Source organism: Altererythrobacter chaiwopuensis, from assembly GCF_054957735.1.
Window position 1 is genome coordinate 412204 of record NZ_JBTXJF010000001.1, and the last position, 26276, is coordinate 438479.

At 62.2% G+C, this 26276-nt stretch carries 24 protein-coding genes and 3 tRNA genes; 16 read left to right on the forward strand and 11 right to left on the reverse strand.

Annotated elements, in window-relative coordinates:
* Window positions 1-325 precede the first annotated feature (325 nt).
* Window positions 326-1906, forward strand: coding sequence for an amidohydrolase family protein (locus ACX3VQ_RS02045; protein ID WP_462579274.1), 1581 nt, complete (start codon window positions 326-328; stop codon window positions 1904-1906).
* A gap of 48 nt (window positions 1907-1954) precedes the next feature.
* Window positions 1955-3775 carry an ABC-F family ATP-binding cassette domain-containing protein gene (locus ACX3VQ_RS02050; RefSeq protein WP_462579276.1) on the forward strand — a complete coding sequence of 607 codons (1821 nt, stop codon included), beginning with the start codon at window positions 1955-1957 and terminating at the stop codon, window positions 3773-3775.
* A gap of 48 nt (window positions 3776-3823) precedes the next feature.
* Here the strand turns inward: ACX3VQ_RS02050 and ACX3VQ_RS02055 are convergent, their stop codons facing one another.
* On the reverse strand, window positions 3824-4297 hold the full coding sequence (locus tag ACX3VQ_RS02055; RefSeq protein ID WP_462579278.1) for a DUF6456 domain-containing protein: 474 nt from the start codon (window positions 4295-4297) through the stop codon (window positions 3824-3826).
* A gap of 103 nt (window positions 4298-4400) precedes the next feature.
* On the opposite strand from ACX3VQ_RS02055, the gene ACX3VQ_RS02060 reads away from it, so the two are divergent.
* Entirely contained in the window at window positions 4401-4973 is a 573-nt protein-coding gene (locus ACX3VQ_RS02060) for a helix-turn-helix domain-containing protein (protein WP_462571809.1), read from the forward strand.
* A gap of 3 nt (window positions 4974-4976) precedes the next feature.
* On the opposite strand, the gene secF is transcribed toward ACX3VQ_RS02060, so the two are convergent.
* The 3 genes from secF to yajC are packed head-to-tail and all read right to left on the reverse strand — an operon-like array spanning window position 4977 to window position 7922.
* A complete protein-coding gene (gene secF, locus ACX3VQ_RS02065; protein ID WP_462579279.1) occupies window positions 4977-5954 on the reverse strand; it encodes a protein translocase subunit SecF in 978 nt (325 codons plus the stop codon).
* A 13-nt stretch (window positions 5955-5967) separates the two neighbouring features.
* Entirely contained in the window at window positions 5968-7572 is a 1605-nt protein-coding gene (gene secD / locus ACX3VQ_RS02070) for a protein translocase subunit SecD (RefSeq protein WP_462579281.1), read from the reverse strand.
* A 29-nt stretch (window positions 7573-7601) separates the two neighbouring features.
* Entirely contained in the window at window positions 7602-7922 is a 321-nt protein-coding gene (gene yajC / locus ACX3VQ_RS02075) for a preprotein translocase subunit YajC (protein WP_462571806.1), read from the reverse strand.
* A gap of 234 nt (window positions 7923-8156) precedes the next feature.
* Here yajC and ACX3VQ_RS02080 point away from each other — a divergent pair.
* The 7 genes from ACX3VQ_RS02080 (at window position 8157) to ACX3VQ_RS02110 (ending at window position 13368) form a co-directional block, all read left to right on the forward strand.
* Window positions 8157-8233, forward strand: a tRNA-Pro gene (locus tag ACX3VQ_RS02080).
* Window positions 8234-8311: 78 nt separating this feature from the next.
* The gene (locus tag ACX3VQ_RS02085) at window positions 8312-9202 is read left to right on the forward strand and encodes an HpcH/HpaI aldolase/citrate lyase family protein (protein ID WP_462579283.1); all 891 of its coding nucleotides are present in this window, start codon (window positions 8312-8314) and stop codon (window positions 9200-9202) included.
* A gap of 61 nt (window positions 9203-9263) precedes the next feature.
* Complete coding sequence (locus ACX3VQ_RS02090) at window positions 9264-9677, forward strand: holin family protein (RefSeq protein WP_462579284.1); 414 nt, start codon at window positions 9264-9266, stop codon at window positions 9675-9677.
* A gap of 25 nt (window positions 9678-9702) precedes the next feature.
* Window positions 9703-10152: a type II 3-dehydroquinate dehydratase gene (locus ACX3VQ_RS02095; protein WP_462579286.1), complete on the forward strand. Its 450-nt coding sequence runs from the start codon at window positions 9703-9705 to the stop codon at window positions 10150-10152.
* Between the two features lie 93 nt (window positions 10153-10245).
* Window positions 10246-10728, forward strand: a complete 483-nt coding sequence (accB, locus tag ACX3VQ_RS02100) for an acetyl-CoA carboxylase biotin carboxyl carrier protein (protein ID WP_462579288.1) — start codon at window positions 10246-10248, stop codon at window positions 10726-10728.
* Between the two features lie 3 nt (window positions 10729-10731).
* Window positions 10732-12081, forward strand: coding sequence for an acetyl-CoA carboxylase biotin carboxylase subunit (gene accC, locus ACX3VQ_RS02105; protein ID WP_462571800.1), 1350 nt, complete (start codon window positions 10732-10734; stop codon window positions 12079-12081).
* Window positions 12082-12252: 171 nt separating this feature from the next.
* Window positions 12253-13368 (forward strand): DUF5694 domain-containing protein, encoded by a 1116-nt coding sequence (locus ACX3VQ_RS02110; protein ID WP_462579289.1) that lies wholly within the window; start codon window positions 12253-12255, stop codon window positions 13366-13368.
* A gap of 66 nt (window positions 13369-13434) precedes the next feature.
* Here ACX3VQ_RS02110 and ACX3VQ_RS02115 read toward each other — a convergent pair whose 3' ends face one another.
* Window positions 13435-13881, reverse strand: a complete 447-nt coding sequence (locus tag ACX3VQ_RS02115; RefSeq protein WP_462571798.1) for a GFA family protein — start codon at window positions 13879-13881, stop codon at window positions 13435-13437.
* 5 nt (window positions 13882-13886) lie between these two features.
* Window positions 13887-14351, reverse strand: coding sequence for an Lrp/AsnC family transcriptional regulator (locus tag ACX3VQ_RS02120; protein ID WP_462579291.1), 465 nt, complete (start codon window positions 14349-14351; stop codon window positions 13887-13889).
* A gap of 228 nt (window positions 14352-14579) precedes the next feature.
* Here ACX3VQ_RS02120 and ACX3VQ_RS02125 point away from each other — a divergent pair, with 228 nt between their 5' ends.
* From ACX3VQ_RS02125 to ACX3VQ_RS02140, 4 genes are all read left to right on the forward strand, one after another.
* Entirely contained in the window at window positions 14580-16406 is a 1827-nt protein-coding gene (locus tag ACX3VQ_RS02125; RefSeq protein ID WP_462579293.1) for a histidine kinase dimerization/phospho-acceptor domain-containing protein, read from the forward strand.
* 108 nt (window positions 16407-16514) lie between these two features.
* Window positions 16515-16590, forward strand: a tRNA-Ile gene (locus tag ACX3VQ_RS02130).
* Window positions 16591-16632: 42 nt separating this feature from the next.
* A tRNA-Pro gene (locus tag ACX3VQ_RS02135) sits at window positions 16633-16709 on the forward strand.
* Between the two features lie 30 nt (window positions 16710-16739).
* Window positions 16740-18089, forward strand: coding sequence for an MATE family efflux transporter (locus tag ACX3VQ_RS02140; protein WP_462579295.1), 1350 nt, complete (start codon window positions 16740-16742; stop codon window positions 18087-18089).
* Between the two features lie 55 nt (window positions 18090-18144).
* On the opposite strand, the gene ACX3VQ_RS02145 is transcribed toward ACX3VQ_RS02140, so the two are convergent.
* Window positions 18145-20433 (reverse strand): TonB-dependent receptor, encoded by a 2289-nt coding sequence (locus ACX3VQ_RS02145; protein WP_462579296.1) that lies wholly within the window; start codon window positions 20431-20433, stop codon window positions 18145-18147.
* A gap of 275 nt (window positions 20434-20708) precedes the next feature.
* On the opposite strand from ACX3VQ_RS02145, the gene ettA reads away from it, so the two are divergent.
* Window positions 20709-22382: an energy-dependent translational throttle protein EttA gene (ettA, locus tag ACX3VQ_RS02150; protein WP_462579298.1), complete on the forward strand. Its 1674-nt coding sequence runs from the start codon at window positions 20709-20711 to the stop codon at window positions 22380-22382.
* A gap of 214 nt (window positions 22383-22596) precedes the next feature.
* Here the strand turns inward: ettA and ACX3VQ_RS02155 are convergent, their stop codons facing one another.
* The 3 genes from ACX3VQ_RS02155 to ACX3VQ_RS02165 are packed head-to-tail and all read right to left on the reverse strand — an operon-like array spanning window position 22597 to window position 23861.
* Window positions 22597-22935 carry an antibiotic biosynthesis monooxygenase family protein gene (locus ACX3VQ_RS02155; protein WP_462579300.1) on the reverse strand — a complete coding sequence of 113 codons (339 nt, stop codon included), beginning with the start codon at window positions 22933-22935 and terminating at the stop codon, window positions 22597-22599.
* A 56-nt stretch (window positions 22936-22991) separates the two neighbouring features.
* Window positions 22992-23417, reverse strand: coding sequence for a PRC-barrel domain-containing protein (locus ACX3VQ_RS02160; RefSeq protein WP_462571789.1), 426 nt, complete (start codon window positions 23415-23417; stop codon window positions 22992-22994).
* A gap of 9 nt (window positions 23418-23426) precedes the next feature.
* Window positions 23427-23861 (reverse strand): CBS domain-containing protein, encoded by a 435-nt coding sequence (locus ACX3VQ_RS02165; protein ID WP_462579302.1) that lies wholly within the window; start codon window positions 23859-23861, stop codon window positions 23427-23429.
* Between the two features lie 539 nt (window positions 23862-24400).
* On the opposite strand from ACX3VQ_RS02165, the gene ACX3VQ_RS02170 reads away from it, so the two are divergent.
* Window positions 24401-25543: an RcnB family protein gene (locus tag ACX3VQ_RS02170; protein ID WP_462579303.1), complete on the forward strand. Its 1143-nt coding sequence runs from the start codon at window positions 24401-24403 to the stop codon at window positions 25541-25543.
* A gap of 104 nt (window positions 25544-25647) precedes the next feature.
* On the opposite strand, the gene ACX3VQ_RS02175 is transcribed toward ACX3VQ_RS02170, so the two are convergent.
* Window positions 25648-26205 carry a cytochrome b gene (locus tag ACX3VQ_RS02175; protein WP_462579304.1) on the reverse strand — a complete coding sequence of 186 codons (558 nt, stop codon included), beginning with the start codon at window positions 26203-26205 and terminating at the stop codon, window positions 25648-25650.
* Window positions 26206-26276 lie beyond the last annotated feature (71 nt).

Genomic DNA, 26276 nt, shown 5'->3' on the forward strand with positions numbered 1-26276 from the left:
CCCCTGTTTGCAAGCGACAATGCGCGCGCTAGGGTCAGGACACATTAAGCACATGGCCGTGGCTTCAGCCAGAATTGCTCAGGGCACGGAGCGAGCGAAGGGGAATAGTGGTGCTATTGATCGAGCGAGCGACACAGCCCTGGGCAATTCTGGCCAAGCCTTTCAGGTGGCCGTTTGCGGGCGAACTGCTGCGTCTGGCACTTCAAAGGGAGAATGGCTCCCTTTTTCAGCTCCTTCCTTGCATTTCATCCCGCAAACGAGCCACCACGGCTTATGCGGTTAATGGGTCCTGACCCTAGGCGCAATCTGACAGGGAGAGCGCAAGATGCTGAAGAATTTCACGATCGGGCTGGCCGCGATATTGTTCGGCGCGGCCCAGCCGCTGAGTGCGCAGGGGCAGATGGAACGCGTGCCCGATCGCCCGGCCAGCGAGGGTGAAGGGCCGTATCAGACGTTGCTGATCCAGGGCGCAACCATGATTGACGGCACCGGTGCGCCGCCTGAGGGGCCGGTCGACATCGTGGTCACGGGCAACCGCATCGCGCAAATCGTGCGCGGTGGCGGCGCGCGCGTGGCAGCCGACCGGGTAATTGATGCCAGCGGCATGTATGTGATGCCTGGTTTTGTGGATGTGCACGGCCATAATGGCGATCCCTCCAAGGCTCCGCAGCCCTCCTATGGTTTCAAGCTGTGGCTGGCGCACGGCGTCACCAGCGTGCGCGGGGTGGGCTTCGGCTGGGGTGCGAACGATCCCTCGATTGAGCAGAAACGGCGCAGTGCCGCCAACACCATCACCGCGCCGCGGCTGTTTGCCTATGCCGTGCCGGGTGATGTCTGGCCCAATGGCGCGATCGACAGCCCGCAAAAGGGGCGTGAATGGGTGCGCTGGATCAAGGCGCGCGGGTATGACGGGGTCAAGTTCTTCAACAATGAACCGCCGCACATCCTGGGCGCGATCCTTGATGAGGCGGAAAAGCAGCAGCTGGGCACGGTTGCCCACCTGGGCCAACGGGGCGTTGCCGAAGTCAATGCACGCAAGGCGATTGAACTTGGGCTTGACGGGGTAACCCATTTCTACGGTCATTTCGAAAGCCTGCTCGATGGCAGCGCGATCCCGCAATACCCCGCCGATTACAATTACCTGGACGAGCAATCGCGGTTTGCCTGGGTGGCGAAACTGGCCGATCAGGCGGGCGAACCGGGCAGCGAAGAATGGAACGATTACATCCAGTTCATGATCGACAGCGGCGTAACGCTGAGCCCCACGTTCAACATATATTCCGCCAGCCGCGACGTGATGCGGGCACGCAACCTTGAATGGCACGAAAAATATACCCTTCCCTCGCTGATGCAGTTCTATGCGCCCAGCCTCACCAATCACGGCAGCTATTACCATGACTGGACCAGCGAAGACGAAGCGGCCTGGCGGGAATTTTATCGCAAGTGGTTCGATCTGACGCGCGAGTTCAAGGATCGCGGCGGGCGGATCACCGCGGGTTCCGATCCCGGCTATATCTACCAGACCTGGGGCTTTGCCTATATCGGTGAGCTGGAAATGCTGCGCGAAGCAGGCCTTACCCCGCTTGAGGTGATTCAGGCGGCTACCATTAATGGCGCCCGCGAGATCTACGATCCTCTGGGCAGCGAGCCACCCTTCGGATCGATCAAGGAAGGCAAACTGGCCGACCTGGTGATCGTGCCGGAAAACCCGCTGGCGAACCTCAAAGTGCTTTACGGCACCGGGCATACCCGCCTCAACCGCGTGACCAACCGGCTTGAAACCGTGGGCGGAGTGCGCTGGACGATCAAGGACGGCATCGTGTTCGATGCACCGGCCCTGCTCGATAGCGTGGCAAGAATGGTTGAGGCGGAAAAGCTGAAGCACAACGCTATCGCTGCGAAGTAGCGGGTTCGGCTTGCCGCGCGGCGCGCCCTCGCCTAACGGGCGCGCTCTATGGCGCAACCACCGATCCTTTCCTGGGAAGGCCTTGGCCTGCAGCAAGGCGGCCGCTGGCTGCTGGGCGGGCCGGCCAATGAAACCGGGCGCGATCCGATCGATCTCCATATCGGCCCGCGCGACCGGCTGGCGCTGATCGGCCGCAACGGAGTGGGCAAGACCACGCTGTTCCGCCTGATCGACAACCGGATCGAAGCGGACCGGGGGCAGCGCAAGGTCAAGCCGGGCCTGCGGATCGTATTCCTCGAGCAAGAGCCAGACTTTTCCGAATACGCTACATTGATGGACTTTGCGCTGGGCGGCGAGCATCCGCCCGAGACACATGAGGTGGAGGCGATTGCCGGCCAGCTTGGCATCGATATGGCCACCCCTGCCGCCACTGCCAGCGGAGGCGAACGGCGCCGCGCGGCGATTGCCCGTGCGCTGGCGCAGGATCCTGACCTGCTGCTGATGGACGAGCCAACCAACCATCTCGATCTCAGCGCGATCGACTGGCTGGAAGACTGGCTCACCCGCTACAAGGGCGCTTTCGTTGTCATCAGCCATGATCGCACCTTCCTCAAGCGGCTGACCCGCGCCACGCTGTGGCTCGATCGCGGGATTATCCGGCGCAAGGAAGTGGGCTTTGGCGGCTATGAGGCGTGGGAAGAACAGGTCTATGCCGAAGAAGCGCGCGCGGCGGAAAAGCTCGACGCAAAGCTGAAGATCGAGGCGCATTGGCTTGAGCGCGGCGTAACTGCACGGCGCAAGCGCAACCAGGGGCGACTGGAAAAGCTGTGGCAAATGCGCGCCGCCCGTGCCGCAATGATCAGCAGCGCCGGCACCGCAAAACTCAAACTGGCGAGCGACGAGGAGTTCAAGTCCAAATCGGTGATCGTGGCCGACAAGGTCAGCAAGTCCTTCGGCGAGAACCGCGTGATCCGCGACTTTTCACTGCGCATCCAGCGCGGTGACCGGATCGGCATCGTCGGCGCGAACGGCGCGGGCAAGACCACGCTGCTCAAACTGCTTACCGGCGAAATGCAGCCTGACAGCGGCACTATCGAGATATCGAAGAAGTTGTCCGGCGTGATGATCGACCAGCAGCGCAGCCTGATGGAGCCTGACCGCACCGTGCGCCAGGTGCTGGCCGAGGGCGGCGACTGGATCGATGTGCGCGGCAATCGCAAGCATGTGCAGGCATACCTCAAAGACTTCCTGTTCGATCCCAAGATCGTCGACACCAAGGTTGGCATATTGTCTGGCGGCGAGCGATCGCGCCTGCTGCTGGCGCGCGAATTTGCCCGCACGGCCAATTTGCTGGTGCTTGACGAGCCGACCAACGATCTCGACCTCGAAACGCTCGACCTGTTGCAGGAAGTGATCGCCGATTTCGACGGCACGGTGCTGATCGTGAGCCATGACCGCGATTTCCTTGATCGCACCGTCACCATCACGCTCGGCCTTGATGGTTCGGGCAAGGTCGATGTGGTCGCGGGCGGATATGAAGATTGGGAGAAAAAGCGGCGCGAACCGAATGCCGCCAGCCCCAAGCCCGCTGCAAACGGCAGCAAACCTGCGCCTACGACACCTCCACCCCCAACGAAATCGGGCAAGCTTTCCTATAAGGATCAGCGCGATTACCAATTGCTGCCCGCACGGATCGAAGAGCTGGAAGCCGCCATCGCCAAGGGCGAAGCGATCCTGTCCGATCCAGACCTTTACGCCGCCGATCCGCAGAGATTCGCCACCATCAGCCAGGGCATCGAGAATGCCCGCGCCGAGAAGGACGCGGCGGAAGAACGCTGGCTTGAACTGGCGGAGATGGTCGAGGGATGATCGCGCAGGATGGAACACATGGAACACCGTCCTGACATTATTTTCTCCTCACCCGATCCGGTAGAAATCCGCCACCCGATCGAGCGCCAGTTTTAGCACCAGCTTGCCGCTGCGCGCGGGCCAGCCGAGCTGCCTTTCGGCGTCGGGCAGGCCCTCACCCGCGCAGACCACGCGCCAGAGAATGTCCTGAAGGCCGGCGCCCGCTTCCCTGAGCGCCGCGTCGAAACGCTGCTTGGCCGCGATCTGCCGCTCGCTTGCATTGAGGCCCTGATCGCCGGTCGACCTGGCGCGCACCGGGTCCCAGCGCATAGTGATGCTGGCACCCAATTGGGCGCGCTCGTAATCGGCGCGCAGCCGCTCGCCCGCGTCGAACAGCCGATCATCCAGATGCCCGCGCGCATGCAGCCAGCTCAAGGGTGACTCGGCCAAATTTACCGTAACCGTGCGGCGCTTTCCGCGCGCGCGCGAACCACGGACAGGCCCTTCTTCAGTCAGCTCGCGTTCCACCAATTGCCGCCGCATTGCCTTGTCTCCTGTTGATGTTTCGGGCGCGGGGCTTGCAACGCGGCGGTTCATGTAGGAAAGATAAATCACCAATAAGGTTAGCTACCGAAAGAGAGTTCCGGTGATCAATCGCATCCGCGACATCCGCAAGAGCAAGGGGCTTACCCTGGCCGAGCTGGCCGAAGCCTGCACCCCGCCAACAACGCCGCAAACCATCGGTCGGCTTGAGACCGGCATGCGCAGCCTGTCGCTCAAATGGATGGACCGGATTGCGGCAGCGCTCGACATCGATCCTGAAATGCTGGTGCGCTCAGAAGAAACACCCGCACCAATGGTGGTGGCCAGCTTGCGCGCGGCCGGCCCGGAAGCATTGACCAAGCCGCGCGAAGCCTTGCTGCCCAGCGATATTGCCGGCGAAGGTGCGCTCACCGTATTGAGCGTGGCGGAAAGTGTCGGCGAGTTCAGGCCGGGCGACCTGCTATGGTTGCGCCAGCTAGCGCCTCAGGACGCGGCGCACGCGATCAATCGCGACGTGCTGGTGCCCCGCCCCGGCGGGCGCTTTGCCTTCGGGCGTCTGATTGACCGGCAGGGCGAACTGGTTGGCATTCTGCCGCCCGGAAGCGGCCAGAAACAGCAAGTGGTCGACAATCCGGCCTGGATCGCCGTTGCAGAAATGCTGGTGCGCAAACTGTAACGGCTAGACTTCGCCGCGAGCTTTCTTTTCCTGCCGGTCAGCTGCGCTTTCCTGCGGCACGAAGCTGTCCGAAGTCACGCCCAGCCACACCAGCAGCGGTGCGGCCATGTAAACCGAACTGTAGGTGCCGACGAAGATACCCAATGTGATCGCGGCGGTCAGCCCGAACAGGCTGGCCGGGCCAAACAACAACAACGGCACCAGTGCGACCAGCAGGGTCAGGCTGGTCATCACCGTACGCGCCAGCGTTTCATTGACCGATAGGTCGAGCAGTTCCGGCAGCTCCATCTTGCGATACTTCTTCAGATTCTCGCGGATGCGGTCGTAAACCACGATCGTGTCATTGAGCGAGTAGCCAATGATCGCCAGGATCGCGGCAACGATCTGCAAGCTGAATTCGAGCTGGAACAGCGCGAACATGCCCAACGCCAGCGACACATCGTGGAACAGCGCAAACAATCCGCCTACGCCAAACTGCCATTCGAACCTCAGCCAGATGTAAAGCGCCACCGCCAGCATCGCCGCCACCAGTGCAAGCACGGCGTCATTGCGGAATTCGCCTGCGACCTTGCCCGAAACGGTATCGTTCCCGTCGCGCCGCACATTGGGATATTCGGCCTCGATGGTGGAGATTACCCTGTTGCCTATCTCGGTAGCCGCCCCCGGCGTGTTCTCCGCCTCTGCGGGCAGTCGCACCCGGATCGAAACCTGGTTCGGCGCGCCGAATTCCTGCACCACTGGCGAGCCATAGCCAAGCTCCTCCACAAGCACGCGCAATTGCGGGATCGGCGCTTCTTCGCGCTCCACGAAGGTCAGCCGCACCTCCTGGCCGCCAGCGAAATCAACCCCGTAATTGATGCCCTTGGTCACCACCAGGGCCCAGCTTGCCGCGATCAGCAGCAGGCTAACGACAAAGAACGGAACGCGCCATTTGAGGAACTTGATATTGGTGTCGTCGGGGACGAGCTTGAGAAGTCGCATCGGTCCGATCCCCTTACAGATTGATATCGCTGGGCCGCGCCTTGCGCAGCCATCCGGCAACCCACATGCGGGTCAGCGTCACGGCGGTAAACACGCTGGTGAACAGCCCGATCACCAGCACCACGGCAAAACCGCGCACCGGGCCAGAGCCGAACAGGAACAACAATATACCGGCGATGAAGTTGGTCACATTGGCATCATAGATCGCGCGGCTCGCTTCCTTGTAGCCGTTTTCAACTGCCGCCACCACGCGCCGCCCGCGCTTTCGCTCTTCGCGGATACGTTCGTTGATCAGCACGTTGGCATCCACCGCCGCACCGATGGTTAGCACGAAGCCGGCGATGCCGGGCAAGGTCAGTGTGGTGTTGAGCCCGGCCATGATGCCCAGGATCATCAGCACGTTGAAGACCAGCGCGATCGTGGCGTAGATGCCGAAACGGCCATAGCTCAGGATCATCAACGCGATCACTGCGGCCGAGCCGATCATCATCGCGAGCAGGCCGCGCTTGATCGAATCCGCCCCGAGGTCAGGCCCAACGGTGCGCTCTTCAATAACCGTCAGGTCAACTGGCAGCGCACCCGATCGCAGCGAGATCGCCAAATTGTTCGCGCTTTCAACCGTGAAACTGCCTGAAATCTGCGCGCTGCCACCCAGAATCGGCTCGTTGATATTGGGGGCCGAAAGGACCTTGCCATCCAGAATGATGGCGAAGGGACGATTGACATTTTCGGTTGTCAGCCGTGCAAATCGCGCACCGCCCTGCTGGTTGAACTGGATGTTGACCACCGCCTCGTTAGTTTGCGGATCGAAGCCCTGCTGCGCGTTGGTCAAGCTGTCTCCGCGAATGCCGCCCAATCGGCGCACAGCCAGCGAGGTACCCTCGAACGGCGTGCCTTCGGCATAAGGGAAGATTTCCGAACCGAGCGGGGCAATCCCTTGCGCGACATCGCTGGGCAAGGCGCTCTGGTCGACCAGCTTGAACTCCAGCTTGGCAGTCTGGCCCAGCAGCTCCTTGAGCTGGTCAGGATCCTGTAGGCCGGGCACCTGCACCACGATGCGGGTATCGCCCTGACGGATGATAGTCGGCTCGCGCGTGCCCAGCGCATCGATACGCTTGCGCACAACTTCGGTGGCGCTGTCCATCGCCTGGGTTACTGCGGTTTCAAGCCCGTCCTCGGTCGGCGTCAGAATCATGCGCTGGCCATCGACCACCGACAGGTTCCATTCGCGCACCAGCCCGCTGCCGCTCATCACCGGCAGCATGATCTCGCGCGCCCGATCAAGATCGGCGGGATCGTCCAGGATAAAGCTGAGGCGGCCATCTGCGGTCGAGACATCGCCGATGCGAATGCGCTGCTCCGGAGTCGTTCCGCGCATAAGACTGCGGACCGATTCTTCCATGTTTTCGAGCCGCTGCGCTGCGACTTGCTCGGGTTTGGCTTCCAGCAAGATGTGGCTGCCCCCGGCAAGATCGAGGCCGAGGTTGATCTCGGGATCGGGCAGGAAGTCCGGCCAATCGAGATTGGCTGTCGAAACCAGCGAAGGCAATGCGGCGGCGGCGGCAAGCAGTGTCAGCCCCCACAGCCAGGCCTTCTTCCAGGTCGGGAAATCGAGCATCGGCTTTTGAATCCGTCCGTCTGTTCGCGTTAGTCGTTTGCGGCGCTGCCGCCGGGCGGGATGATATCGCCGATCGTGCTCTTGACCGCCTTCACCCGCACGCCCTGCGCCAGGTCGATCTCGGCATAGGTGTCATCCACCTTGGCCACTTTGCCTACCAGGCCGCCAGCGGTGACAACCTGGTCACCCTTCTTGAGTCGTGAGATCTTCTGCTGGTGTTCCTTTTGCCGCTTCATTTGCGGGCGGATAATGAGGAACCAGAAGATCGCGATCATGCCCACGATCGGCAACCACTGGATCCATCCGGGCGGTGCATCGGCGCCGGCTGCGGCGGCAAGGAGTTCAAGCATTGTGTGAAGCCTGTCAGACTGAGAATTGAACCATTGCGGGGCAGCATCCGGCACTGGTTTCCCGGTGCCCCCATGCCTTTCCGCTTCGCTAAGTGGGCGCGGTTAGCAGCATTGCAAGCGCGCCGCAATTTTTTGGGCCATCTCAGGAAATAAACTGTGTCAGTGCGTCTACACCGCCGTTCCCGGCTTGCCAGCCATGATGCACCGCCCTATAGGCCCGCCCTCCACTGGTTACGGGATGTAGCGCAGCCTGGTAGCGCACCACACTGGGGGTGTGGGGGTCGCTGGTTCGAATCCAGTCATCCCGACCAGTGGAATACCCCCCTTTCAACTTGCTGTTGCACCTCGCTTGCCCGCGCCCTAACCCGCGTGGCCGAGGAGATTTGTGCATGAGCGAGCGCCCACCCCTTCCACGCATGCGCAGCTGGCTGTTCGCGCCAGGCGATTCCGAGCGCAAGATGGCCAAGGCAAGCGACAGCGCCGCCGATATCGTGCTGCTCGACCTTGAGGATTCGGTCACGCCTGAGAACAAGCCCGCCGCACGCAAGGCAGTGGCGGAATTCCTCAAGGGCCGCGATAACAGGCACCGCATCTGGGTGCGGATCAATCCGCTTTCGAGCGGGGAAACCACGCATGATCTCGAAGCGATCATGGACGCGGCACCCGGCGGGCTGTTCCTGCCCAAGGCCGAAGGGCGCAGCGATATCGAAATTCTCGACATGCGCCTCAGCGAGCATGAGGATGCGCATGGTGTGGCCGTCGGTTCAACGCACGTCGCGGCGCTGGTCACCGAAACACCCAGGGCAATGTTCCATTGCGGCAGCTACGGCGGTGCACCGCGGCTGGTGGCGATGAGCTGGGGCGCGGAAGACCTTTCCTCCGCGCTCGGCGCGCGGGTCCAGCACCGGCCCGACGGTTCCTATATGCCGGTTTTCGAGCTGGCGCGCAGCCTGTGCCTGCTCGGCGCGGTGGCGGCAGGCGTGGCGCCGATCGAAACGGTGATGCCCGAATTCCGCGATCTGGAGGCCTTGCGCGAGCGCGCGCTGATGGTGCGAAGCCAGGGCTATCGCGGCATGCTGGCGATCCATCCCGCTCAGGTCGATGTGATCAACGAGGCCTTCACCCCCAGTGCGGATGAGATCGCGCATGCCCGGGCCATAGTGCAGGCCTTTGCGGCCAATCCTGGCGCGGGCACCGTGGGGCTGGACGGGCAGATGCTCGATCGGCCGCACCTGGCGCTGGCGCAAAAGCTGCTGGCGGAGGCAGGCGAAAGCGCCTGATTTTCCTACACGAACCGATTTGGTTATTTCTCCTGCAAATCTCATCACAGGAGCAAATGAAATGGCCTTACTCGATTCGCTGATCGGCCCGCTCGCCGCGATCATCGACAAGATCATTCCCGACAAGGAAGCCCGCGCCAAGGCCAAGCTTGAGCTGCTGCGGCTGGAAGGCACGCAGGAAATGCAGCTGATCGAGGCGCGGCTGCAGGCGATCGTGGCCGAGGCCAATTCCGCCGATCCATGGACCAGCCGCGCCCGCCCCAGCTTCCTCTACGTGATGTATGCGATGATATTGTGGGCGCTGCCGATGGGCGTGCTCGCGGCCTTCAATCCCGCTGCCGCGCGCGATATTGCCGCAGGGATGAACGCCTATCTGAGCGGCCTGCCCGAGCCGCTGTTCGCGCTGTTCGGCACTGGCTACCTCGGCTACACCGCCGCGCGCCAATGGGGGAAGGTGAAAGGCGTCGACAGATAAGTGCGGCGCGGGCTATGCCGCCCGCATGACCGACGCCTCCAACCTCATCTACGTCCTCAACGGCCCCAATCTCAACCTGCTCGGTACGCGCGAGCCGGAGATTTACGGCAGTGACACGCTCGACGATATTGCCGGCATGCTGGAAGATCGCGCCCGCGAGCTCGGGCTTGCCATCGACATGCGCCAGACCAATCACGAAGGCATGCTGGTCGATTGGCTGCACGAAGCGCAGGCGGAGGGCGCGCGCGCGGTGCTGCTCAATGCGGCGGCCTACACCCACACTTCGATCGCCCTGCTGGATGCGATCAAGGCGATCCGCACGCCGGTGGTGGAAGTGCACCTGTCCGATCCGATGACGCGCGAGCCGTTTCGCCACATCTCCTATGTCGGCATGGCCGCCGCCAAATGCGTGCAAGGCCACGGGGCAAAAAGCTATCTGATCGCGCTTGAAGCGGTCGCCAGCGGCGAAATCTGAGGCGCCGACATATGCGAAAATTGCCACGGCGCCTCTTGCCAGCCACAATTCGCGCGAATAGTCACGCCAGCAACTGAAGTTTGAGGGGCAACAATGGCCGAACGCAAGACCGATGCCGGGCGCAATTCCGGCATGAATGTCGATACCAAGCTGGTTCGCGAACTGGCGGAACTGCTCAATGAAACGGGACTTACCGAGATCGAGGTCGAGGATAATGACCGCAAGATCCGCGTCGCACGCGGCGGTACAGTGGTAACAGCGGCTCCGGCAGCGGCTGCTGCCCTCGCCCCTGCTCCTTCTGGCGCAGCACCCGCAGCCGAAGAGGCACCGGCTGCCGATCATGCCGGCGCGGTCAAGTCACCGATGGTGGGCACCGCCTATCTCTCGCCCGAACCAGGCGCGGACAATTTCGTGAAAGTTGGCGACAGCGTGAAGCAGGGTGACACCTTGCTGATCGTCGAGGCGATGAAGGTGATGAACCCGATCACCGCTGACGCATCGGGCACGGTCAAGGCCATCCTGATCGAGAACGCGCAGCCGGTCGAGTTTGGCCAGCCGCTCGTCATCATCGGCTGACGCATGGGTATTTCACGCATTCTTATCGCCAATCGCGGCGAAATCGCGCTGCGGATCCATCGAGCGGCGCATGAAATGGGGATCGAGACAGTGGCGGTGCATTCCACCGCCGATGCCGATGCCATGCATGTGCGGCTGGCGGATCAGGCGGTGTGCATCGGCCCGCCAGCGGCAGCCGACAGCTATCTCAACATCGCCAACATCATTTCGGCGGCAGAATGCGCACATTGCGACGCGATCCATCCCGGCTATGGCTTTCTGTCGGAAAACGCCAAGTTCGCCGAGATCGTCGAGGCGCACGATATCGCCTGGATCGGCCCCAAGCCCGAACATATCCGCACCATGGGTGACAAGGTTGCCGCCAAGCAAACCGCTGGCGCGCTCGGCCTGCCGCTGGTGCCGGGATCGGAAGGCGCGGTGTCAGACTATGACGAGGCGCGCAAGATCGCCAGGGACATCGGCTATCCCGTCATCATCAAGGCCGCTTCGGGCGGCGGCGGGCGCGGGATGAAGGTGTGCCAGGCGGAAGACCAGCTTGAAACGCTGATGCAGCAGGCGGGGAGCGAGGCCAAGGCGGCCTTTGGCGATGCCACCGTCTATATCGAGAAATATCTCGGCAATCCGCGCCATATCGAATTCCAGGTGTTCGGCGACGGCAAGGGCAATGCGATCCATCTGGGCGAGCGCGACTGCTCGCTCCAGCGGCGCCATCAAAAGGTGCTGGAGGAAGCGCCCTCGCCCGTCATCACTTCAGAGGATCGCCACCGCATGGGCGAAATCTGCGCGCAGGCAATGCGCGATATGAGCTATCGCGGCGCGGGCACGATCGAGTTCCTGTGGGAAAATGGCGAGTTCTACTTCATCGAGATGAACACCCGCCTGCAGGTTGAACATCCCGTTACCGAAGCGATCACCGGAGTGGATCTGGTGCGCGAACAGATCCGCATCGCCGAAGGGCGCCCGCTGTCGGTCAAGCAGGAAGATCTCGAGTTTCGCGGCCATGCGATCGAATGCCGCATCAATGCGGAAGACCCGTTCACCTTTGCCCCCTCGCCGGGCAGGGTGAATTACTACCATGCCGCGGGCGGGCTGCATGTGCGGGTCGATTCGGGGCTCTATGCGGGCTATTCGGTGCCGCCCTATTACGACAGCATGATCGCCAAGCTGATCGTCTATGGCCGCACCCGCGAAGGCTGCATCATGCGCCTACGCCGCGCGCTGGAAGAAATGGTGATCGAAGGGGTCAAGACCAATATCCCGCTGCACCAGGAGCTGGTCCGGCAAGACGATGTGCTTAACGGCGATTACAGCATCAAGTGGCTGGAGGAATGGCTGGCGAAGCGGGAGGGGTGAGCGTCAGCTGACGACCCACTTGCTGAAGCTCGCCAGCACGTTTGGCATTGCGCATAGCAGACATTCAAGGCGACGGTCCCTGGTGGCATCGCGCCCGCGATTGACTAGCTGAAGGTTGCTGTTATACAACAGTAATACAGTGAATCGCCGCGCCCGGTGCGAAAGGGAAACATGTCAAAAGCTCCAATCTCGACCTTGATCCTGCTCATTGCCGGTCTGGCGGCGGCTCCGCTGGCCGCTTCGCAAGACCCCGCGGCCCCTTTCGATCCGCGCACCTACCAGCAGGCCCATGTGGGTGAGCCAACACAGATCATGGTGCTGGGCACCCCGCATCTCAGCGGAACGCCCGATGGCTGGGACCCGTCGGTGCTGGAACCGCTGCTCGATCGGCTGGCCGGTTTCGAACCTGATGCCATTGCCATCGAGGCGCTGACCGGGGTCGGCATCCACTCCATGTGGGCATATCGGGAATCTTACCCCGACGTGGCGCGAACCTATGGTGGCAGAGCTATGATATTAGCCGGGATCAGCCGCACCACGCTGGCAATGGACATGCCGCAGGCCGATGCCGAGGTTCGGCGCACGTTAGCTGCCTGGCCGGACGCGCCTACACCGGCACAGCGGCGGCGGCTGGCAGCACTGTTCGTTGCAGCCGGCGATCCGAATTCGGCGCTGGTGCAATGGTGGCGACTGGCACCGGCCGATCGCATTGCCGATGCCAGTATCTCGTCGCTTCTGGCCCGCGAGCTCGACACCTATGCCGCCCGCCGCAATGAAAATCATCTGATCGCCGTCCGATTGGCAGTGCGGTTGGGCCTGGAACGCGTGAACCCCACCGATGATCAGAGCGATGAGCAGGATCCGGCGATGAACACGCCAATGGCAGCCTTCATGGCCGAACCCTGGCTGGCGGAGTTGCTGGCCGATCCGCGCTTCAAGGCGTTGGCCGAAGCTTCCGACCACCTCAACACACCCGCCGAAACCCTGGCCACTTATCGCTTACTGAACAGCCCGGCCTCTGGCCAGCTGGATGCAGATGGGCAATGGCTGAACATGCTGAACCGCCCCAGCCCCGACCAGGTTGGCCGCCATCGCGTCGCTCTGTGGGAAGTGCGCAACCTTCGCATGGTTGCCAACATCCGCGAAGTCGCTGCCCGCCACCCTGGCGGGCGCGTGCTGGTGATCGTGGGATCGGCGCACAAGCCCTGGTTTGACGCCTACCTGCGGATGATGACCGACGTGCAAGTGGTGGACACGGCGGAGGTGCTGGCGAAGCGGGAAGGGTGAGCGTCAGCTAGCGGGCCAATGCCCGTCATTCCCGCGAAGCCGGAAATCTAGATCCGCTTCACGACTTCATCCCAGATCGTAGCCCGCATCCTTCGCTTCGGCGATGGTCTCCGCACTGCTCAACCGGGCGTGCTCGCCCGGCAGCTCGGTCCATGCCGCGGCCTCGTCGGCGAAGATCTCGCGCTCGACGGGATAGTTGTCAGCCGCTGAGAACAGCCCCGCCAGGAAGCTGCGGTTGCCGGTCGGCAGGAACTTGTACCACAGGCTGCTGCCGCAATGCTTGCAGAAGGCCCGCTCGGCCCAATCGCTCGAACGGTAGGTGCCGATGCTGTCATCGCCGGTAATGGCAAAGCTCTCGCCGCTCAGTGCCGAATAGAACGCCCCGCCCCAGCGCCGACACATGGCGCATTGGCAAACTTCAACCTGCGGCTTCGGATTTCTGAGCGTGATCTGCACTGCCCCGCACAGGCAATGCCCGTTGATTTCGCCTGGCTCGGACGCAGCTTCAGCCATCTCCCCTACTCCAGCGGCACGCCCGGTTCATGCTTGGCGGTGCGGATCGTCAGCGAAGTCTTCACGCTTTCCACATTGGGCGCAGGCGTAAGCTTGCTGGTGAGGAACTCCTGAAAGCTCTGCAAGTCCTTGCTCACGACCTTGAGGATGAAATCGATCTCGCCATTGAGCATATGGCATTCGCGCACTTCGGGCAGCTGTTTCATATGCTCTTCAAATTCGCGCAGCGCGCTTTCGGCCTGGCTCTTGAGGCTGACCATGGCAAAAACGGTGATCGCAAAGCCCAGCTTCGAGGCATCGAGATCGGCGTGATAGCCCTTGATCACCCCATCTTCCTCAAGCCCGCGAACGCGGCGCAGGCAAGGCGGCGCGGTGAGCCCCACGCGCTGCGCCAGTTCGACATTGGTCACGCGCCCTTCACGCTGCAATTCCGACAGCAATCGACGATCGATCTCATCCAGATTGGCCATTTCTTGCGTCCTTGACTCGAAATCCGCCCTGATTTGGGCGGGAATGCAACACTTGCGCCCTTTTCGGGCGTTCTGGGATAATATTATTGTTCCTGCCAGCAATTGTCCCGCTTTGCAACGCATCGAGAATGGCTTTGCCCAAACCAGTGTTCTTGCTGATAGGACAAGTTCGGCGTGCATTGTGCGCACCTGCTTTGCCTGCGCGATTCGCGCCTGCCTGGAGAAGTGATGTTTTTCGATGACCGCCTTGCCACTGTGTTGCGCCATCGCGCCACCAGCGAGCGGGGCGCGCGCACACAGTTCAGGCAGCTGCTCGATCTGCTGGGCAATCGCAAATATGGCCGCGACGACAGCCTGATTGCGGCGGCGTGGCTGCGGCTGGGCGCGTTGGGCGAACAGATCCCGGCGGGTGAACGCGCACGGATGATCCGCGAACCAGGCTGGCGCTTTCGCAATCCGCAGCTTGCCGCGCATCTGGCCGAGGATGAGCCCGAAGTGATCTCCGCGGCATTGGCGCGGGCAGAGCTGACCGAAGATGACTGGACCGCGCTGATCCCGCGCCTGCCAATCCGCGCACGCGGCTTCCTGCGGCTGCGGCGCGACCTGCCGCCGCGCGCCGAGCAGTTGCTCGATCAACTTGGCATCCACGATCGCGGCCTGCCCCAGCCGCAAGGCGATGTCCCCGCAGTTGGCGATGCACTTGAGTTGACGGATGCACAGCAGATCGCGGACGACTTCGAAGCCCCGCCAATCCCCGAACGCGAAGAGCCCGAGCCGGTACAAATTGCCGGCAAGCGCGATGAACCGGCGGCCCGCCGTATGCGCCCCGCAGCGCCAATCCCCGGCAGCGCGGGCGAGAAGAACGAAATTGCCGCGCTGGTCGAACGCATTGCCCAGTTCCGGCGTGACCGCAGCGCCGAACCGCCCGCCAGCGACCTTTCCCCGCGCCTGCCGCTGGGCGAGCAATCATCGCGGGCCGAGCACGCGATCGGCGGCTTCGGTTTTGCCTGCGATGCGGAGGGGCGGATCGAATGGGCCGATCCGGTGGCGGCGCCAATGGTGGTCGGCCAGCGGCTGTTCGAACGCAGCGCCAACGAAAACGGCGGCGCGCGCAACCCGATCGCCAGCGCTTTTGCCCAGCAACAACCGATCGAGGCGCAGCTGCGCACGCTGGAAGGCGCGCAGGCGATCCGCGGCGAATGGGTGGTCGATGCGCACCCGCGCTTCTCGCGCACCGGCGGCCGCTTCCACGGCTATGTCGGGCGCTTCCGCCGCCCGTTCTCACCGGGCAGGCACGGTGCAGGCGGATCGAGCGAGGCAGACCGCTTGCGCCAGCTGCTGCACGAATTGCGCACGCCAGTGAACGCCGTGCAAGGTTTCGCGGAATTGATTCACCAGCAGCTTTATGGCCCGGTGCCCAATGCCTATCGCGCGCTCGCGGCAACGATCGCAGGCGATGCAGCAAATATCCTGGCGGGTTTCGACGAACTCGACCGGCTGGCCAAACTCGAGAGCGGCATCACTTCGATTGCCGGCGGCAAGACCGATTTCAGTGCCCTGGCGCGGCGCATGAGCGATCAGCTGTCCCAGGTGCTTGCCCCGCGCATGGCCGGGATCGATCTGGCCCAGGGCGGAGCGCGCGGCATCTGGGTTGAAATCGACCCTGAGGAAGCCGAAGCTCTGGCCTGGCGTATACTGGCCACGCTGGCAGGCGCGGTTACCGCAGGCGAAGAGCTGGCCGCCGAGCTTGATACCGACGATGACGAAGCCCGGCTGTGGTGCCAGATTCCGGCACAATTGATCGCCGAAGACGATATTTTCACTGCTGAAATCCGCCCCAACGCCAGCGGGCTCAGCGCGGGGCTGTTCGGCGCCGGTTTCAGCATGCGGCTGGCGCGGGCCGAGGCGCGCGGAGCGGGCGGCAATCTGGTGCAGGTGGAAGACCGGGTGTGCCTGTCGCTGCCGCTGGCAGCGGTTACGCTGGGCGGCGAAGATATCGGTGAAAATAGCGGCGATGAAGAAGAGCCCTGCCCGCCGCACAGCGAGGCGGGCTGACGCCGCCTTTCGCCTTGCGCAAGGCCGATTTGCGCACAAGCGCATAAGCGCGCTTGTTTCGTGCGATGTTGCATTGTAGGGGCCATCGCGCATCGCGCTCCGCTGTACGGGCCTGTAGCTCAGTGGTTAGAGCTGGCCGCTCATAACGGCTAGGTCGCGGGTTCGAATCCTGCCGGGCCCACCAGCGGCGGCGGGGTAAAGCCCGCAGTGATGCGTTGAAATCGGTCGGGGAGTGGCGCAGCCTGGTAGCGCACCTGTTTTGGGTACAGGGGGTCGCTGGTTCGAATCCAGTCTCCCCGACCAGTTTCGATTAGCGAGGGGAACAGCAATCGCGTGACGCAAGCCCGCGCCAAAGCATTCCCTCTCGATACTCGTGCGATCTGGGTGATCGCGATTCCTGCCATGCTCACCAATGTCGCCACCGCGCTGATCGGGATCGGTGACATGTGGATTGTCGGGCGGCTGGAAGATGCCGCGACGCAGGGTGCGGTCGATGTTGGCGCCCGGCTTTTCGCCGTGCTGTTCACGGTGATGAACTTTCTCAAGACCGGAACCACCGGGATGGTGGCGCAGGCCGGCACCCGCGCTGGCGAACAGGGCGGCGAGACGGCGCAGGCGCAATTGCTGGCGCGCGGGATAGCGATCGGGCTGGCAATCGCGCTGGCACTGCTCTTGCTCAAGCCGCTGCTGATGCCCTTGATGCTTGGCGCGCTGGGGGCCGATGGCCGCGTGCTTGCAGCGGCGCAGGTCTATGCGGAAATCCGTTACTGGACCGCGCCCGGCGTAATGCTCAACCTTGCACTGATCGGCTTCCTCGTCGGGCGCCGCCAGATGGGCATGGTGCTGGCGATCGAGGTAATTTACAACGCGCTCAATGTCGCGCTCGGCTTGTTTCTTGCGCTGCGGCTCGACTGGGGCATTGCGGGGATCGGGTGGTCAAGCTTTATCGCCGAATATGCCAAGCTGGCGATTCTTGCCGTGCTGGTGTGGCGCGGCACGGCAGGCGGCGCGCTGCTCGCCGCGCTGACGGACCGCGCGGTGCTGCGCTGGCAGGCGCTGCGCCCGTTCCTGTCGGTCAATCGCGACCTGTTCCTGCGCACTTTGGTGCTCACCGTGGCGCTGGCGGCAATCACGCGCCTTTCCGCCGAGCGCGGCCCCGAAGTGCTGGCCGCGAACGGCATCATCTACCAGCTGTTCATCTTGACCGCGCTGCTGCTCGACGGGTTCGAGAATGCCGCACAGGTGCTCAATGGCGAACGTGCGGGCGCGAATGATCGCGCGGGGTTTGCGAGCTATGTCCGTGCGATATTATGGCGCGGGCTCGGCGCGGCGGCGCTGGTCGCCATTTTCTTCGCACTCTTCGCGGATCCGATTCTGGCCAGTTTTGCGGCAACGCCGGGGGTGGAGCGCATTGCACAGTCGCAGGCAATCTGGCTGGCGGTGATCCCCTTTGCAGGCGTTGCCAGCTTCGTGTTCGACGGTGTGTTCGTGGGCGCCAGCTGGACCCGCGCCATGCTGCTATCGATGGCGGGTGCGGCGGCGGTATTCGCGCTGACGCTGTGGTTCAGCTGGCCGCTCGGCAATCACGCGCTATGGGGCAGTTTCGTGCTGTTCCTGCTGCTGCGCGCCGGGCTGCAGGCGGCGCTGATGCCAGGGCTCATGCGCCACAGCTTCACTGGATAGAGAAAGGGCCGCACACTCGAAAGCGCGCGGCCCCTTATCTCCGATCAAAGCCGGATCAGAAGGTGATACCGGCCTCGACACCCCAGATGCGCGGTTCATTGACCATCGCAGTGAGGTTGTTGAAGTCGATCCCCGATACCGCCGAAACATCATTGGTGATGTTGCGGCCGAACAGGGCAATATCATAGCGATCGGTGCGATAGCCGATGCGCAAGCCCCCTTCGAGCATCGAATCGTCGCTGAACTCGACCGATTCATAAAGGAAGAACTGCACCTTCGAGCGGTATGCCCAGTCAGTGAAGAGGTAAATCTCTCCGCTGGTGCCGGGGATTTCCTCGGTCAGGCCAAGCGACCAGTTCGCGGTCCAGCGCGGAGCCTGCGGCAACCGGTTGCCATCGATCGAGAAAATGTTGCTGCCCGGCGTGCGTTCCGGATCGAGCACGGTGCAAGGCGCACCGCAGCCCGCAACGAAGGCATCGGGATCGTTGATCTGCGTGTCGTTATAGGAAAGCCCCGCAGCGAATTCGATGCCATCGGTCGGGCGTGCCTGCAGCTCGGCCTCGAAGCCATATCCTTCCACCTCATCGGCATTGAGCAGCGTGGTGAAATTGTTGGCCCCGCCCACGGCGGTGAGCTGCAGATCTTCGGTGTTGAAGTAATAGCCGCCCAGGTTGAAGCGGATCTTGCCACCGGCAAGGATGGTCTTCACGCCCGCTTCATAGCTCATCGTCGTTTCGCTATCGGCAACCGAAAGTTCCCGGCCGAAGACGAGGCGACCCTGCACCGAAGGCGCGCGATAGCCACGCGCGACGCGGGCATAGAGGTTGACGTCCTCGGATGCGGGCATGCTGGCGGCAATATCCCAGGTAAGGACTTCGTCATCGACATTCGCGGTCTGCTCCGGCACCGGACCGCCAAAGCCCAGGAAGCCGGGCCGCGTATCGATCGGGCGGCTGGCGGCGAAATCGCGCTGGTCGTCATTATAGCGGATGCCGCCCTGCAGGCGCAGGCCGTTGTCGAATTCGTAGAATACCGATCCGAACACCGCCCAGGCCTCGCTCACCTGGCGCTGAAGCGCGACTGCTGCGGGCGTGGTGTCGGTTGGCGTGCCGAAATCGAAGCTTTCGATGTCCAGCTTCTCGTTGAAGTAGAACACGCCTGCCTGGTAGCCCAGCGGGCCGCCATCGTTCGAGGCGAAGCGCAGTTCCTGCGTGAACTGGTCAAGGCTGGGCACATTGTCCTGGCTTTGCGCAGGAAAGGGGATGAAGCCCGGGTTGCTGTTGTCGGTGAAGCCCGCCCCACAGAAGCTGCAACCGAAGCCGCCGTCGATATCGCCGCGGCTGAACAGTTCTGCATTCCAGTAGCTGGTGACCGAAGTGATCGTGACCGGGCCCAGATCATAATCCAGCACGGCGCCCAGATTGTAGCTCTTCAGATCCTGGAAGTTGAGGCCATCGGCACGCACTTCCTTGCGATCAAACTTGCTGCCCGGACCATCAAGCCCGATCAGCTTGTTGCTGCCGGGGGCAAAGGCATTGGCGCGGAACACGCGCGCGGTGCCGTCCAGATCGCGATACTGGCCGATCAGGCGCAGCGAGAAATCTTCGGTCGGCTCAAACTGCACCTGCGCACGCAAGGCAAACTCGTCAAAGCCCTCAAGGTTGTTCTTGCCCGGCTCGTCGAGATTGTCGACCCAGTCGCTGCGGCCCTGGTAGAGGCCCGAAACGCGCACCGCCACGGTGTCGCTCAGCTGGCCGCCAGCCGCACCTTCAAGGTTGATCGTGTCCAAGCTGCCATAGCTGCCGCGCAGATAATTATCGCCCTGCCCCGGCTTGACCGTGTCGAACTTGACGATCCCGGCCGGCGTATTGCGGCCGAACAGCGTGCCCTGCGGGCCGCGCAGCACCTCAACCCGGTCAAGATCGAACACCGGGAAGCCTTTCAGCACCGGGTTTTCCAGCACCACGTCATCATAGACCAGGCTGACCGGCTGCGAGGCGTTGAGGTCAAAATCGGTATTGCCCAGGCCGCGGATGTAGAAACGCGGGAAGGTGCGCCCGAACGAGCTTTCGATATTAAGGCTGGGCACGCGGCCTGACAGCGCGCGAATATCGGCGCCGGCGCTGCTGACAACCTGCAGCGCTTCACCGCCCAGCGTGCCAACCGAAACGGGAATTTCCTGCAGGTTTTCCTCGCGCCGCTGCGCGGTCACGATAATCACGCCAACGCCATTGTCGGCCTGGCTTGCGGTTTCGGCATCCTGCGCGGCCACGGGGGCGGCGGTGAACAGAGTGGTGGCAATCGCGGCGCTTGCGGCGGTGCCGAGAAGGCGGGAAGAACGCATATGGTGTGTACCCTGTCTTGCTGGATCGGCCTGCTGCCTGGGAAAAAGCGCGCGACCAATCCGGGTGTTGAGACCCAATCTAACGATGAACGCCCTCTTGCGTGATATATGCGCAAGGTCAATTTGATCTCCGCCTCGGGCGCAAATGCGGCGGGAATCGTGGCAAAATTGCTACGATAATGGGCACTGCCAAGTCCAGCTTGCCCTTGTTCCGCGCAATCCCTATCTGCGCGGTCAAATCCCGTTCACGCGAATTTCCTTGAAGGACGACCCAGATGGCCGCGCAATACGCCTATGTCATGAAGAACATGACCAAAACCTTCCCCGGTGCCCCGAAACCGGTGCTCAGCAATATCAACTTGCAGTTCTATCAGGGTGCGAAGATCGGCATCGTCGGCCCTAACGGCGCGGGCAAGTCTACGCTCATCAAGATCATGGCCGGGATCGACAAGGATTTCACCGGCGAAGCGTGGCCGGGCGAGAACATTACCGTGGGCTATCTCGAGCAGGAGCCGGAGCTCGATCCGGCCAAGACCGTGCTCGAAAACGTGAGGGACGGTGCGCGCGAAACCGCCGATCTGGTTGAACGCTTCAATGCGATCAGCGCCGAAATGGCCGATCCCGATGCCGATTTCGAAAAGCTGGGCGAAGAAATGAGCGAGCTGCAGGCCAAGATTGACGCGGTCGATGGCTGGACGCTCGACAACCAGCTAGAAATCGCGATGGAGGCGCTGCGCTGCCCGCCCGGCGACATGGGCGTGGAAAGCCTTTCCGGCGGCGAGAAGCGCCGCGTGGCCCTCACCCGCCTGCTGATCCAGAAGCCTTCGATCCTGCTGCTGGACGAGCCGACCAACCACCTCGACGCCGAAAGCGTCCAGTGGCTCGAAAACCACCTGAAGGAATATGCCGGCGCCGTGCTGATGATCACCCACGACCGCTATTTCCTCGATAATGTTGTGGGCTGGATCCTCGAATTGGACCGCGGCAGCTACTATCCCTACGAGGGCAATTACTCGACCTATCTGGAAAAGAAGGCCAAGCGGCTGGAGCAGGAAAGCCGCGAGGAATCGGGCAAGCAGAAGGCGCTGCAGCGCGAGCTTGAGTGGATCCGGCAGACCCCCGCCGCGCGCCAGACCAAAAGCAAGGCACGTATCCGCAAGTTCGAGGAACTGCAGAACGCGCAGGATAACCGCGCACTCGGCAAGGCCCAGATCGTGATCCAGGTGCCCGAGCGGCTTGGCGGCAAGGTTATCGAGGTGAAGAATATCTCCAAGGCCTATGGCGACAAGCTGCTGTTCGAAGACCTCAGCTTCACCCTGCCGCCGGGCGGCATCGTGGGCGTGATCGGGCCGAACGGCGCGGGTAAATCCACCCTGTTCAAGATCATCACCGGCAAGGAACAGCCCGATAGCGGCACGGTCGAGATCGGCCAGACGGTGCATCTGGGCTATGTCGACCAGAGCCGCGATCACCTGAACCCCACCAATAATGTCTGGCAGGAAATCTCCGACGGGCTCGATTACATGAAGGTCAACGGCCAGGATATGAGCACGCGGGCCTATGTCGGCGCGTTCAACTTCAAGGGCGCGGACCAGCAGAAGAACGTCGGCAAGCTGTCAGGCGGTGAGCGCAACCGCGTGCACATGGCCAAGATGCTGAAGCAGGGCGGCAATGTGCTGCTGCTTGACGAGCCGACCAACGACCTTGACGTTGAAACCCTCGCCGCGCTGGAAGACGCGATCGAAAATTTCGCCGGCTGTGCAGTGGTTATCTCGCACGATCGCTTCTTCCTCGATCGCCTCGCCACGCATATCCTGGCGTTCGAGGGCAACAGCCACGTCGAATGGTTCGAAGGCAACTTCGAGGCTTACGAGGAAGACAAACGGCGGCGCCTGGGTGACGCGGCGGACCGGCCGACGCGCCTCGCCTACAAGAAGCTGACGAGGTGAGCCGATGCGAGTTGAAGTCTACGAAATCGTCACCCCGGACTTGATCCGGGGTCCCGCTTCTTGATGAATAGCGACAGGTAAAAGAAAAGCGGGATGCCGGATCAAGTCCGGCATGACGTCGGAACTACGAATTCCCGGCACAGCATACCCAATTCATCGTCACCCCGCGCTTGATCCGGGGGGACCAGCTACTTTCCGCGCTGCGCTCCCCTTGTCAGGAGCCCCTTGATGCAAGGCTGGTGGAATCAAGCAGGTCATCGGTGACCTCCATCAGCAGCAAGGGTTCTTCGCCCCAATCCGCAAGGGCGTCGACGAAGGCAGCGCGCACTTCGGCGTCATCATAGACCATCTTGGCATCATAAGCCTTTTGCCAGGTGGCTCTGTCAGGCCAGTCAGCCACGCCGATAAAGCGCCCTTGGTCATCAAGGTGCAATCGCGAACCCTTTGATCCGTATTTCTGCTGGATCAATTCGGTTCCGCGCCGCCATGCCTCGCGAAATTGCTGTTCGCATCCGGGCCGGACTTTCCACCAATATGCCGCGACAAAAGTCATCGGCGGCTTCGTGGCACAAAACCGGCAAGGCTACAGCGCATTGGCCTGCATCACCCTCAAAAAGGCACACCCCAATAACGGTAGAGCGCGCTGGCATAGGCGCTATCCCATTCCGGGGCCGTGCCGCCCTTGATGAAAGGACTGTTCTTGAACTTGTCATCTTCGGCAGATACCACATACCCACCGAAATCCTGATTGTATTCAAGGGCTTTCCAGGGAAGTGGGCGCAGTTCTTCGCCCAGCCCCAGAAAGCCGCCAAAACTCATCACGGCGTATTCTACTCGTCCACTCCGCTTGTTGACCATGAAATGGTCGACCTCGCCAATGCGATCTCCATTCGGGCGAAAGACTTTCGTCCCTTCGACCCGATTGGAAGCGATCAGCCCATGGTCGCTCTGCCCGGCGTCAACAGGCTCACTTTCACGCGGAATTTCCGCAATCGATCCTTCACCGAACTCGTATTTTTCCGACATGCTGTTCATTGTCCGCTCCTAGGCCAAAACCTGCGAATGAAGTTCGGACGGCTGCGTGACCTTGGCGAATGATTGACCGCCTTGTGCCGGGCGGGCCTTCACAAGGTCGCCAATGGAAACGATGCCCACCAATCGCTTGTCGTCATCTACCACCGGCAGACGGCGAACCTGGTTCTCGCCCATGTTCTGCAGAACGTCGTCAACTTCGTCTTGCGCCCGGCAATAGAGAACCTCCTTGGACATAACCTCCGAAGCATTTGCATCGGGGCCCAGGCCCCTGCCGATTCCTCGCACGGCGATATCCCGGTCAGTAATCATGCCGATCAATCTGTCATTCTCGGACACCGGAATTGAACCAAGGTCATGGGTCGCCATGCTTTGAGCAACGGCCCTCAGCGGTGTGTCGGTCGAAACGGTTTGCACGTCCGAACTCATACATGTGTGAATCTGCATCTTACTCTCCTCTGGTTCTTTCATAGTGGGAGAACGGCAGGAGGGGGCTGGTTGTTCCAGCTTTTGCCGCAGCGGCCTCGATTCGACAGATCGCACCAACATGCGGGTTGGAACATGCGGGTGAACCCCGATTCTCATGCGTGAGGCTGCAACTTTGTTGCGATGCCGGATCGGCAGTTTCCGGCTTCCCCCCCCGCTGCGAGGGCGATCGAGACAGGCCGGCATTTCCTACCATGCGGCGCTGATCTATTACTGACGGATGGCCCGCCGAAACTTCGCCTTCAAGCCCGCAGGAAACCTGCGCTGTAACGCAGCGGAGCCACGCTCACTGCGATGCGGAATTTATCTTTTAAACCCTGTTCCATGCGTTCCAAGCGTGCCCCACGCGCGATGAGCCGAGCGGTCTTGTTCATTAAAATGCTAACAAACATTAACAGAAGGCTACACAACCGGTTCAGTTTGAAGTCAGTGACGGGGGTCTACCACCAGCCCATTACTCATGGCCGTTAGTGGTGGAGCGGCGTGTACAGGAACCGACCATGACCAATGCCAGACTTTTGAAGGGAAGCGCCTTCACCGCCCTTGCAGCCGTGCTTGCCTTTGCGGCCATGCCCGGCGCTGCCCAAGCGCAGGCCGGAGGTGTTGAAAACAAGCCCGAACGCGTGCAAGCGCGCGAGAACCGCCGCGATTCACGCGGCGAAGCCCGCAAGGATACACGCCAGCAGCAGCGCCCGCAGCGCGTCGAGCGGCGCAGCGAACAGCGTGACGCCCGCATCAGCCGCAGCGATCGCGCCGAACCGCCCGTTACTCGCCAGGTCGCCCGCGACCCGGGCCAGGATCGCCGGATCGAACGGCGCCCCGAACAACGAGTTGAACAGCGGACCGAGCAGCGCGGCGACGAGCGCCGCGGCCGCGAATGGAACCGGAGCGACCGCCGTGCGGAAATAGCCGACACTCGCTCAACCCGCGAATGGAACCGGAGCGACCGCCGCGCGGACGTTGCCGAAACTCGCTCGACCCGTGAATGGAACCGCAGCGACCGGTCTGAGCAGCGCGGGGCCGATACCCGCCGCAACCAGAGCTATTCGGACGCGAACCGCAACCGCAGCTATCGTGACGTGCGCCGCGAAGGCTATCGTGACGGCAGCCGCGACGAGCGGACGGGCGACCGGGTGGAGGATCGCCGGATTTACCGCGACGGCGATCGCGATGGCAGCCGCAACACCAGCTATCGCGACGGTGACCGTGATCGCTATCGCGACGGTGACCGTGATCGCTATCGCGACCGCGACGGATATCGCGTCGGAAGCCGCCACGTCTATCACGAGCGGCGTTATTACGATCGCGGCAAATACCGCGGCGACTATCACCGCTGGGATCGCAAGCGCTGGCGCAGCAACCACCGCTACAACTGGTACAATTATCGCCACTCGCACCGGAACATATACCGGCTGGGCCGCTATTACGCGCCCTATCGCAGCCATTATTACAGCCGTGTGAGCATCGGCTTCTACCTCGACCACCTGTTCTTCGGCTCAAGGTACTGGATCAATGATCCCTGGCAATATCGCCTGCCGGAAGCCTACGGCCCCTATCGCTGGGTGCGCTATTACGATGACGCCCTGCTGGTCGATATCTACAGCGGCGAAGTGGTCGACGTGATCCACGATTTCTTCTGGTAAACCCACCGTCACGCTGGCCGGATCTCCCCCTCATTGGTCCGGCCAGCAAAAGCCCCGCCAGTCAGCGCGACTGGCGGGGTTTTGATTCTACAAAGCAGAATGAGTCAGGCCTTGGGCTCGCCGAACGGCAGCATGCGAAAGATGTTCCCGTCCTTGTCCACCAGCGTGTGCTTGAGCGTTCCGATGATGTGGAGCGCCACCAGGATTAACAGCGAAATACCCGCAGTGGCATGCAATTCGAAAATCGCCTTGGCACCGTCGGGATCGGGCGCAACCGGCAGCGGCGGCACCGAGAAGATGCCGAAGACGTTGATCGGCACGCCATATTTCGACATCGCCAGCCAGCCCGCCAGGGGCATCACGATCAGCAGGACATAGAACAGCCCATGCGTCACCTTGGCGAGAATGCGTTCCCATCCGGCCAGCGCGCTCGAAAGTTCGGGCGGCTTTTGTACAAATCGCCAGGCAAAGCGCAGCAGGATCATCAGCAGGATGAGCACGCCAATGGCAAAATGATTGCCCATGATCGCGCTTCTGGCTTCGTCGGTTGCGGCGTGTTCGGCTGCTTCCGCGATCCGCCAATTGGCAATCACCGCGAGAAACACCAGCCAGTGCAGCGTCATCGCCATTGGGCTGTAACGTCTTGAAGTCATGTCCGTCATTGAGCGCACCTCTCGGTTCCAAGGAAAAGCCGCATAGTAGCGTGTTCGCCATAACCGACAAGCCGGTCGCG